This is a genomic window from Saccharopolyspora sp. NPDC047091 (assembly GCF_040643635.1).
In the GTDB taxonomy this organism is placed as follows: Bacteria; Actinomycetota; Actinomycetes; order Mycobacteriales; family Pseudonocardiaceae; genus Saccharopolyspora_C.
On sequence record NZ_JBEYUS010000121.1, the window covers coordinates 1 to 9,765 of the forward strand.

At 73.1% G+C, this 9,765-nt stretch carries 9 protein-coding genes; 7 read left to right on the forward strand and 2 right to left on the reverse strand.

The window, feature by feature from the left end:
• Positions 1 to 207 precede the first annotated feature (207 nt).
• The 5 genes from ABZ805_RS28580 (at position 208) to ABZ805_RS28600 (ending at position 6,403) form a co-directional block, all read left to right on the forward strand.
• Positions 208 to 921 carry an Imm1 family immunity protein gene (locus ABZ805_RS28580; RefSeq protein WP_358446829.1) on the forward strand — a complete coding sequence of 238 codons (714 nt, stop codon included), beginning with the start codon at positions 208 to 210 and terminating at the stop codon, positions 919 to 921.
• 150 nt (positions 922 to 1,071) lie between these two features.
• The gene (locus ABZ805_RS28585) at positions 1,072 to 2,853 is read left to right on the forward strand and encodes an ABC transporter substrate-binding protein (RefSeq protein ID WP_358446831.1); all 1,782 of its coding nucleotides are present in this window, start codon (positions 1,072 to 1,074) and stop codon (positions 2,851 to 2,853) included.
• Between the two features lie 3 nt (positions 2,854 to 2,856).
• The gene (locus tag ABZ805_RS28590; RefSeq protein WP_358446833.1) at positions 2,857 to 3,894 is read left to right on the forward strand and encodes an ABC transporter permease; all 1,038 of its coding nucleotides are present in this window, start codon (positions 2,857 to 2,859) and stop codon (positions 3,892 to 3,894) included.
• Positions 3,891 to 4,814, forward strand: coding sequence for an ABC transporter permease (locus ABZ805_RS28595; RefSeq protein ID WP_358446836.1), 924 nt, complete (start codon positions 3,891 to 3,893; stop codon positions 4,812 to 4,814). The genes ABZ805_RS28590 and ABZ805_RS28595 overlap by 4 nt, the downstream gene beginning before the upstream one ends.
• Complete coding sequence (locus ABZ805_RS28600) at positions 4,811 to 6,403, forward strand: ABC transporter ATP-binding protein (protein ID WP_358446839.1); 1,593 nt, start codon at positions 4,811 to 4,813, stop codon at positions 6,401 to 6,403. Before ABZ805_RS28595 ends, ABZ805_RS28600 begins: the two co-directional genes overlap by 4 nt.
• A gap of 22 nt (positions 6,404 to 6,425) precedes the next feature.
• Here the strand turns inward: ABZ805_RS28600 and ABZ805_RS28605 are convergent, their stop codons facing one another.
• Together ABZ805_RS28605 and ABZ805_RS28610 are read right to left on the reverse strand one after the other, a co-directional pair.
• Positions 6,426 to 7,055 carry a uridine kinase gene (locus tag ABZ805_RS28605; protein ID WP_358446841.1) on the reverse strand — a complete coding sequence of 210 codons (630 nt, stop codon included), beginning with the start codon at positions 7,053 to 7,055 and terminating at the stop codon, positions 6,426 to 6,428.
• A 20-nt stretch (positions 7,056 to 7,075) separates the two neighbouring features.
• The gene (locus ABZ805_RS28610) at positions 7,076 to 8,008 is read right to left on the reverse strand and encodes an LD-carboxypeptidase (protein WP_358446844.1); all 933 of its coding nucleotides are present in this window, start codon (positions 8,006 to 8,008) and stop codon (positions 7,076 to 7,078) included.
• Between the two features lie 248 nt (positions 8,009 to 8,256).
• Here ABZ805_RS28610 and ABZ805_RS28615 point away from each other — a divergent pair, with 248 nt between their 5' ends.
• Together ABZ805_RS28615 and ABZ805_RS28620 are read left to right on the forward strand one after the other, a co-directional pair.
• On the forward strand, positions 8,257 to 8,823 hold the full coding sequence (locus ABZ805_RS28615; RefSeq protein ID WP_358446846.1) for a DUF3090 domain-containing protein: 567 nt from the start codon (positions 8,257 to 8,259) through the stop codon (positions 8,821 to 8,823).
• 6 nt (positions 8,824 to 8,829) lie between these two features.
• Positions 8,830 to 9,624: an SCO1664 family protein gene (locus tag ABZ805_RS28620; protein WP_358446849.1), complete on the forward strand. Its 795-nt coding sequence runs from the start codon at positions 8,830 to 8,832 to the stop codon at positions 9,622 to 9,624.
• Positions 9,625 to 9,765: the final 141 nt, after the last annotated feature.

Here is a 9,765-nt window from a genome sequence, read left to right on the forward strand (position 1 = left end):
GTGGGGCGGGCGGCCCGCTGCGTTCGCGCAGGGCGCCGAACTGGGGTTTCACCGCGGGCGTACGCGCTGCGGAGTGACAAGATCACGACAGGTAGTCTTCGTTCTCCCGGTACCGCTGTCCGCGGGCGCCGAGCGGGTTGGCATCATGGCTCGCGGCGTGTCCGTGCGAGACCAGCAGAATCGACTCCCGTGGGGTGCAACGAAGGCATGTCGAATCCGCCTCTGCAAGACGGCCCGGTCGAACCCTTGGCGGTCGTGTTCGCCCGCCTCTCCGACGTTCCGCTGGACCAGGTGGACAAGCTGATCGAGGCCACCAACGCCGTCTACGGCGAGCTCAACAAGATCCACGGCCACCCGTACTGGGGCGAGCTGGTGCTGCACCAGGGCTCCGCGATCAAGGCCCTCCGGGAGGCGCGGGAGTGCCTGGACGCGCTGCGCTCCGAAGCGGTGGGCGCGCGCAACAGCGAACTCGGCGTCACCGTCGCCACCGCCGTCGTCGACGGCGAGCGCCACTACGCCACGTCCGGCGACGACAAGGCCGCCCTGGTGGAGAAGGTGCTGCGGCCGCCGACAGCGGGCCGGGCCGCGCACCTGTACGTGTGGGACCGGCCGTACGAGAGCGACGAGATCGCCGGGCCGTACCAGCAGCTGCGGATCGTCACCGACGTGGACGCCGAGGTCGGGGTGCTCAACTACACCGAGGAGTCCGAGGACGGCGACCTCACCTCGTGGCACACCTGCAACCCGGTGCCGCTGCCCGACGCGCCGAAGCTGCGGTTCGACGCGGGCAGCGCGCTGCTGTTCCCGAAGGACTCGGTGCTGCCGTTCCGCGACCTGCGCGCCGGGCTGCTCGGCTACGTCGTCGACGGCGCCCGGCCGGACGCGGTGCAATGGCAGCAGGCCCGCTGGGGCGACAGCTGATCGTGCAGCTGGGCGCGGGCCGATCCGGTGGCGCGTAACGGTTGAGTACACACTCCGTGACCTGGGCCGCGGCACGGCTCGTGAAGCATTGACTAACCGCACCCGGGGATGGTTCTTTCTCCTCACTTCTGGAGAAGGGTGGGGTGCATCGTGGGGCGGAGACTGCTCGTCGCGCTGCTCGTCCTGGGCGGGCTGCTGGTGCCGAACGCGGCCATCGCGGCGCCCGCGGGGCAGGGAGAGGCGCGGCTGCGGGTCGCCGTGCCGCAGCAGATCGACTCGCTCAACCCGTTCCTCGGGTACTCGCTGGCCGCCACCGAGCTGTTCCGGCTGATCTACCCGACGCTGACGACCTACAGCCCCGAGGACTTCTCGGTCACCCCGGAGCTCGCGGAGAGCTGGGAGACCTCCCCGGACCGGTTGACCTGGACCTTCCGCATCCGGGACGGCGTGCGGTGGACCGACGGGCAGCCGGTCACCGCCCGCGACGCCGCCTACACCTACGACCGGATGATGCGGGACCCGGCGGCGGCCACCGCGAACGGCAACTTCGTGGAGAACTTCGCCTCGGTCGCCGCGCCCGACGAACGCACCCTGGTGATCCGCACCAAGACCCCGCAGGCCACGATGCTCGCCATCGACGCGCCGATCGTGCCCGAGCACGTGTGGTCCGGGCTCCGGGACGTCGCCGGGTTCGCCAACGACCGGATGCCGCTGGTCGGGTCCGGCCCGTTCGTGCTCACCGAGTACGAACCGGAGCAGTACGCGACGTTGCGCGCGAACCGGGAGTTCTGGCGCGGGCCGCCGAAGGTCTCCGAGCTGCAGTTCGTGCAGTTCAAGAACACCGACGCCTCGGTGCAGGCCCTGCGCAAGGGCGATGTGGACGTCGCGCCGAAGCTGACCCCCGCCCAGTTCGACGCGCTCGCGGACGAACCGGGCATCACCCAGGTCAAGGGCCAGGGCAGGCGCTTCTTCGAGATGCTGATCAACCCGGGAGCGGCCGACAGCACGGGCGCCCCCATCGGCAGCGGCGACCCGGCGCTGCGCGACGTGCGGGTGCGCCGGGCCATCGACCACGCCGTCGACAAGGAGGCGCTGGTCGAGCGGGTGCTCAACGGGTACGGGCAGGTCGGCGGCGGCTACCTCCCGCCGATCTTCGACGACTACCACTGGAACCCGCCGCGGCCGCGCGAGTTCGACCTGGCCGAGGCGAACCGGCTGCTCGACGAGGCCGGCTACCGGCGCGGACCCGACGGCACCCGCCGCAGCCCGCAGGGGGAGCCGCTGGACCTGCGGTTCATGCTGCACGCCAGCGCCTCCGCCGACGCGCAGGTCGGGGAGTTCGTGAAGCGGTGGCTCGCCGACGTCGGCATCCCCGTGCAGCTGGAACCGGTCTCGGACAACCAGGTCAACGACCGCACCACGGCCGGGGACTTCGACCTGGCGATCTCCGGCTGGTCGGCGAACCCGGACCCGGACTACGTGCTGCGGCTGCAGACCTGCGCCTCCCGGCCCACCCCGGAGGGCGGCGGCACGCCCGACTCGTTCCTGTGCGACCCGGTCTACGACGACCTCTACGCGGAGCAGCTCGGCGAGTTCGACCCGGCGAAGCGGATCGAGCTGGTCAAGCAGGCCCAGGAGCGGTTCTACGAGCAGGCGGCCTCCTCGGTGCTGTACTACCAGAACTCGCTGGAGGCCTACCGCTCCGACCGGTTCAGCGGGTTCGCCCTGCAGCCCGCTGACGGCGGCGTGATCACCGGGCAGCAGGGCTACTGGGGCTACTACGGGGCGCAGCCCACCGCGGCCGCCATGACCTCGCGGGCCGCCGACGACCGCACCACCCTGCTGGTGCTGGCCGGCGTGGTGGTCGTCGCGGGTGCGGTGATCCTGCTGGTGGCGCGGCACCGGCGGGCCACCGTCGACGAACGGGAGTGAGGCATGGCCGACTTGACGGTCGAAGCCGGCGACCAGGCGGCCCGGGGCCGCACCGGCGGTGGCTGGCCGGGATACCTGGCGCGCAAGCTCGGGGGCGGGCTGGTGAGCGTGTTCCTGGTGGCGGTGCTCGGGTTCTTCCTGTTCCGGGTGTTGCCCGGCGACCCGGTGCGCACCATGACGCGCGGCGCGCCCGTCTCCGCCGAGCAGCTCGAACAGCTGCGGCAGCGGCTCGGGCTCGACCAGCCGCTGTGGAAGCAGTTCGTCGACTTCCTCGGTGCGCTGGTGCGCGGTGACCTCGGCACCTCCTACACCTACAGCAGGCCGGTGGCGGAGCTGATCGCCGAGCGGTTCTGGCCGACGGTGCTGCTGGTGGGCACCGCGACCGTGCTGGCCGTCGCGCTCGGGCTGTGGATGGGCACCCGGGCGGCGTGGCGGCACGGCAGCGCGTTCGACAAGGCCTCCACCTCCATCGCGCTGACCCTGTGGTCGGTGCCGACGTTCTGGCTCGGGCTGATCGTGCTCATGGTGTTCGGCGTCGGGGTGGGGCCCATCCCGGGGCTGTTCCCCGTCGGCGGCATGGTCTCGCCGGACACGCCGCCGGTGCTGATCTCGCAGGTGCTGGACGTGGCGCGGCACCTGGTGCTGCCCGCGCTGACCATGGTCGCGGTGATCTACGCGCAGTACCTGATGGTGATGCGCTCCTCGCTGCTGGAGGAGATGGGCGCCGACTACCTCACCACCGCGCGCGCGAAGGGCCTGCGCGAAGACCTGGTGCGGCGCAGGCACGCGGTGCCGAACGCGCTGCTGCCCACCGTGACGTTGATCTTCCTGCACCTCGGGCTGGTCGTCGGCGGCGCGATCACGGTGGAGACGGTGTACTCGTGGCCCGGACTGGGCCTGCTGACCTTCGAAGCGCTGCGCGTGCCCGACCTGCCGCTGCTGCAGGGCACGTTCATCGTGCTGGCCGGGAGCGTGATCGTGATGAACGTGGTGGCGGACCTGCTCTACCGGGTCCTGGACCCGCGGGTGCGTGCGGCATGACGGCCGCCGAACCGGTCATCCCGCCGGAACGGGACGCGGCCCGGCTGGTGCGCGCGCGCAGGCGGGCGGCCGCGGGCGAGTCGTGGCGGGTGTTCCGCGCCGACCGCGGCGGGCTCGTCGGGCTGGTGCTGCTGGTGCTCATCGCGGCGCTGGCGCTGCTGGCACCGCTGCTCACCGACCAGACCGGGCTGGACGTCACGAAGGTGACCGGGGAGGCGCTGCAGCCGCCGAGCGGGTCGGCCTGGCTGGGCACCGACGAGTCCGGGCGCTCGGTGCTGCTGCTGACCTGGTGGGGCGCTCGGGTGTCGCTGCTGGTGGGGCTGGCCGCCGCCGTGCTGTCGGTGGTGATCGGGACCGTGGTGGGCGTGCTCGCCGCGCACTTCGGCGGCTGGACCGACGCGCTGCTGATGCGGTTCACCGACTTCTTCCTGGTGCTGCCCGCGCTGGTGCTGGCGATCGCGCTGTCCACCGTGCTCTCGCGGGGGCTCGGCACGATCGTGCTGGCGATCGGCGTGACCTCCTGGCCCACCACCGCGCGGCTGGTGCGGGCGCAGACCCTCACCGTGGAGGCCCGGCCCTACATCGAGCGCGCCCAGGTGCTCGGCGGCGGGAACCGGCACGTCATCGGCAGGCACGTGCTGCCCGCGGTGCTGCCGCTGGTGTTCGCGAACACCACGCTGTCGGTGGCCAGCGCGATCATCATGGAGTCCACCCTGTCGTTCCTCGGCCTCGGCGACCCGAGCCGGGTCTCCTGGGGCTCGATGCTCAAGTCCGCGATGGACACCGGGGCCGTCACCGGCGGCGCCTGGTGGTACCTGCTGCCGCCCGGCGTGGGGATCGTGCTGGTGGTGCTGAGCTTCACGCTGTGCGGCCGGGCGATGGAAGCGGTGTTCAACCCGAGGTTGCGGGGGAATCGATGAGCCCGATCCTGACGTTGCGCGGCACGTCGATCTCCTACCGGGGCGCCGACGGCCTGGTGCCCGCGGTGCACGACGTGGACCTGAGCCTGGAACCCGGCGACACCCTCGGCCTCGCCGGGGAATCCGGGTGCGGCAAGACGACGCTGGCGATGTCGGTGCTGCGGTTGCTGCCGCGCTCGGCGGTGCTCGACGGGGAGGTGCTGCTGGACGGGGAGGACGTGCGCGGCCTGTCCTTCGGCCGGATGCGCGCGGCCCGCTGGTCCACCGCCTCCGTGGTGTTCCAGGGCGCGATGCACGCGTTGAACCCGGTCCGCACCGTCGGCGCGCAGATCGCCGAACCGATGCGACTGCACGGCACCGCCACCGGTGATCTGCGCGGGCGGGTGGCGGAACTGCTGGAATCGGTGGAGCTGCCCGCCGACCGCGCCGACGCCTACCCGCACGAGCTCTCCGGCGGGCAGAAGCAGCGCGTGATGATCGCGATGGCGCTCGCCTGCGACCCACGCTTGATCATCGCCGACGAGCCGACGACCGCGCTGGACGTGGTGGTGCAGGCCCAGGTGCTGGCCCTGCTGGGCAGGCTCGTCGCCGAGCGCGGCATCGCGCTGCTCATGATCAGCCACGACCTGTCGGTGCTGGCGGCGAGCTGCGCGCGGATCGCGGTCATGCACGAGGGCCGCATCGTCGAGCACGGGCCGTCGAAGCAGGTGATGGGCGCGCCGCAGCACGAGCACAGCCGGGCGCTGGCCGAGGCGTTCCCGACCGTCGGCGACCCGCGGTTCCGGCTCGTCGAACCGGCCCGGCCCGCCGGGCGGCCGCTGCTGGCCGCCGAAGGCGTGGTGGTGGAGTTCCCGGCGCGCTCGGGGGCGGCGGTGCGCGCGGTGCGCGGCGTCGACCTGGAGGTCGGCGAGGACGAGGTCGTCGCGCTCGTCGGGCAGTCGGGCTCGGGCAAGACGACGCTGGCCCGCACCCTGCTCGGCCTGCAACGGCCCACCGCGGGCCGGGCGCTGTTCGACGGGAGTCCGCTGCCCACCGACAGCACCGGTCTGCGCGACTACCGGCGGCGGGTGCAGCTGGTGCTGCAGGACCCGACCGGGGCGTTGAACCCGCGGCACACCGTCTACGAGGCCGTGGCCGAGGGACTGCGCATCCACGGCGACGTCGTCGACGAGGCCGCGAAGGTCACCGCGGCGCTGGAGGCTGCCGAACTCCGGCCCGCGTCGACGTTCCTGTCCCGCTTCCCGCACGAGCTCTCCGGCGGGCAGCGGCAGCGCGTGGTGATCGCCGGGGCGCTGGTGCTGGCACCGCAGGTGCTGGTCGCGGACGAGCCGGTGGCCTCGCTGGACGCGACGGTGCGCGGGGAGATCTTGGCGCTGCTGCTGCGGTTGCGCGTCGAACGCGGACTGTCCACATTGGTCATCACGCACGATCTGGGGCTGGCGTGGAACATCGCGGACCGGGTCGCGGTGATGTACCGGGGCGAGATCGTGGAGGTCGGCACCGTGGAACAGGTCCTGCTCGACCCGCGGCACGACTACACGAAGACCCTGCTGGCGGCGGTCCCCGCCCTGGACCGCCGTCCCGGGTGATCGGCTACCGGCGGACTCCGGGTCAGGTCCAGGCGTCGACGACGGCCGGGTGGCCGGGGCGGTCGACGCGGATCACGTGGTCGGCGAGGCGTTCCGGGGCGACCTCGGCGTGGTAGCGGTCGAAGGCGGGCAGCGTCCAGCGCTCGGATTCGGGCGTGTGGCGCGCCAGCGAGGCACCCGGCAGCCACAGGTGCACCGCGCGGTCGAACGGCAGGCCCGCGCCCAGCAGCAGCGGGCCGTCCACCAGGGCCACGCCGCGTTCCGGCAGCCGCACCCGGTCGAGCCTGGGGGACCGGTCGGTCGCGGCGTCCCACAGCGCGGGCAGCACCTCCCCGGTCCCGTCCTCGGCGAGCGGGTCGAGCACTTCGCGGCGGAGTCCGGCGAGGTCGAACCAGCTCTCGTAGAACGAGTCCGGATCGTCCCGGCCGTGCTCGAACCGCAGCGAAGCCGGCCGCACGTACCCGGCCATCCGCACCCGCACCACCTCGCGGCCGCGCACCCGCAGCGGTTCCACCAGCCCGTCGGCGAAGTCCGCGGTGCCCGCCGCGGCGGCCCCGTCGACCGCGATCCGCGGCCACCGGCAGCGCATGGCGTCGACGGCGTCGGCGAGTTCGCCCGCCAGCTTCTCCGGAGTGATCGCCCGAACCCGCATCCCGCCGTTCTACCCGACGGTCACCGCAGCGCGGGTTGCAGGACGCTCAGCCGCTGCGCCGCGGTGTCGAGTTCGGCGGCCACCCCCAGCGGAACGGTGCGCTGCGCCGCGCAGTGCCCGAAGCCGAGCTCCCACAGCACCGGGACACCGAGATCGCCGAGCAGGTCGCGCAGCACCGCCCGCACCTCGTCCACCGGCCCGCACCCGGTCCACGAGCCCAGCGCGATGCCGCTGGCCCGGTCGAACCACCCGGCGCGCAGCAGCTGGGTCAGCGCCCGGTCCAGCCGGTACGGGTCCTCGTCGACGTCCTCCAGCAGCGCGATGCCGCGCACCGGGGGCGGCGCGGCGTCCGGGGCGCCGAGCCCGGCGGCGAGCAGCGACAGGTTGCCGCCGTAGGTGATGCCGCGCGCCCGCCCCGGCACCAGCGCCTCCGCGCCGCCGCGGGTCAGGATCGTCACCGATTCCGGGGTGAACAGGGTGCGCCGCAGGTGTTCGCGGGCCGGGGCGTCGTCGACGAACGCGCCGGTGCCGATCATCGGCCCGAACACGGTGGCGACGCCGAGCCGCGCGCCGAACGCGTCGTGCAGCGCGGTCACGTCGCTGGACCCGGCGAAGACCTTGTGCCCGGCCGCGGCCATCGCCGTCCAGTCCAGGTGGTCGAGGACCCGCATGCAGCCGTAACCGCCGCGGGCGCACAGCACGCCGTCGATCTCCGGATCGCACCAGGCCCGCTGCAGGTCCGCGGCCCGGTCCGCGTCGGCGCCCGCCAGGTAGCGCAGCCGGGGGTGGCGTTCGCGCACGTGTTTGCCGGGCACGACCCGCAGGTCCCAGTCGCGCAGCAGCTCCAACCCGGCGTCGAGCTGGTCGGCGGGCACCGGGCCCGCCGGGGCGACCACGGCGACCGTGTCGCCCGCCCGCAGCCGCGTCGGCCGGTGTCGTTCACGGGTGCTCATGGCATGACTCCGTCCGGAGGGCCGGATCGTGGGTGGCCAGAGCGTAGCGGGCCGCCGGTGATCGGGACCGCAGCCCGCGGCGGTGTGTTCGCGTTCGGCGAACAGCACGAGCGGGTCGGGTGAACCCCCCGCACCGGAGGGGCGCAGGTGCCCGCGTGGTGCCGACGGTGCTGCTGAGGGACCGTGCCGGGCCGAACAGGGGACGGCTTCGCGGCCCGCGGGCCGGGTGGCCTACTGTCGAAGGTGCCATGGCTCGTGTCATCCACGTCTTCCGCCAGCCCGACCGGTTCGTCGCAGGGACCGTCGGGGAACCCGGCGAGCGCACCTTCTACCTCCAGGCGTCCGAGGACGTCCGGACGGTCAGCGTGCAGCTCGAGAAGCAGCAGGTCTCGGTGCTGGCCGAACGGATCGGCGCGCTGCTGGAGGAGGTGCAGCGCCGCTTCGACGCGGAACTGCCCGCCGCGCCGCCGGACGATTCGCTCGACACCGACCCGCTCGCGGTCCCGGTGGAGGAGGAGTTCCGCGTCGGCACCATGGGCCTCGGCTGGGACGCCGAGACCGAGGCCGTCGTCGTCGAACTGCTCGCGGTCACCGAGGAGGAGATCGACGAGTCGGTGGTGCTCGACGACACCGAGGAAGGCCCGGACGCGGTCCGCGTGTTCCTCAGCCCCGCCGACGCCCGCGCGTTCGCCGAGCGCGCCGAACGGGTCCTCAACGCGGGCCGCAAGCCGTGCCCGCTGTGCGGGGAACCGCTGGACTCGGAGGGGCACATCTGCCCGCGGCAGAACGGGTACCGCCGCTCCGAGGAGGACTAGCCGACCGTGCACCCCGATGATCCGGCCGTTCGCGAGGTCCTGGCACACGGCCGCATCGAGGTCGAGGGCAGGCTCGTCGAAGCCTCGAACGCCACGCTCTTCTGCTCCGTCGAGCACGAGGGCGTCGCGGCGGAGTGCGTGTACAAGCCGGTGCGCGGGGAACGGCCGCTGTGGGACTTCCCGGACGGCACCCTCGCCGGGCGCGAGGTCGGCTCGTTCCTGGTGGCCGAGGCGCTGGGCTGGAACCTGATCCCGCCGACGCTGCTGCGCGACGGGCCGTTCGGCCCGGGCATGGTGCAGCTGTGGGTGGACACCGAGGAGGACTCCGACCTGGTGGACCTGGTGCCGCCGTCGGAGGTGCCCGCGGGCTGGCGCGCGGTGCTGCGCGCCCAGGACCACCGCGGTGACCCGGTGCTGCTGGTGCATTCGGCGCACGAGGAGCTGCGCAGGCTCGCCGTGCTCGACATCGTGATCAACAACGCGGACCGCAAGGGCGGGCACGTGCTGCACTCGCCGCGCGGCGAGGTGTTCGGCGTGGACCACGGCGTGAGCCTGAACGCGGAGAACAAGCTGCGCACGGTGCTGTGGGGCTGGATCGGGGAGCGGCTTCCCGCGGACGCGGTGGAGGCGCTGAGCCGGTTCCGCGCCCTGCTGGAGGGCGATGTCGCGCCCCGGCTGGCCGAGCACATCACCCCGAAGGAGGTGCAGGCGCTCGTCAACCGGGTCGACGCCCTGCTCACCGCCGACGAGTTCCCGGCCCCCTCCGGCGACTGGCCCGCCATCCCCTGGCCAGCGTTCTGACCGAGCCGAACGCCCCAGAGCTTCTCCGTAGTCCTCTTGTCAGCGGCGCAGCCGCTGAGCGGCGACCACGCACGCACCCGGCACCGCCGCGGGTTCTCAGCGGGATTCTCGCGAGGACAGCTTTTTCCCTCGTGGCGGAGC

Bases quoted from the DNA above. Each gene is read 5' to 3' on its own strand.
- ABZ805_RS28580 (WP_358446829.1), top strand. From the start codon at position 208: ATGTCGAATCCGCCTCTGCAAGACGGCCCGGTCGAACCCTTGGCGGTC.
- ABZ805_RS28590 (WP_358446833.1), top strand. From the start codon at position 2,857: ATGGCCGACTTGACGGTCGAAGCCGGCGACCAGGCGGCCCGGGGCCGC.
- ABZ805_RS28595 (WP_358446836.1), top strand. From the start codon at position 3,891: ATGACGGCCGCCGAACCGGTCATCCCGCCGGAACGGGACGCGGCCCGG.
- ABZ805_RS28600 (WP_358446839.1), top strand. From the start codon at position 4,811: ATGAGCCCGATCCTGACGTTGCGCGGCACGTCGATCTCCTACCGGGGC.
- ABZ805_RS28605 (WP_358446841.1), bottom strand. From the start codon at position 7,055: ATGCGGGTTCGGGCGATCACTCCGGAGAAGCTGGCGGGCGAACTCGCC.
- ABZ805_RS28610 (WP_358446844.1), bottom strand. From the start codon at position 8,008: ATGAGCACCCGTGAACGACACCGGCCGACGCGGCTGCGGGCGGGCGAC.
- ABZ805_RS28615 (WP_358446846.1), top strand. From the start codon at position 8,257: ATGGCTCGTGTCATCCACGTCTTCCGCCAGCCCGACCGGTTCGTCGCA.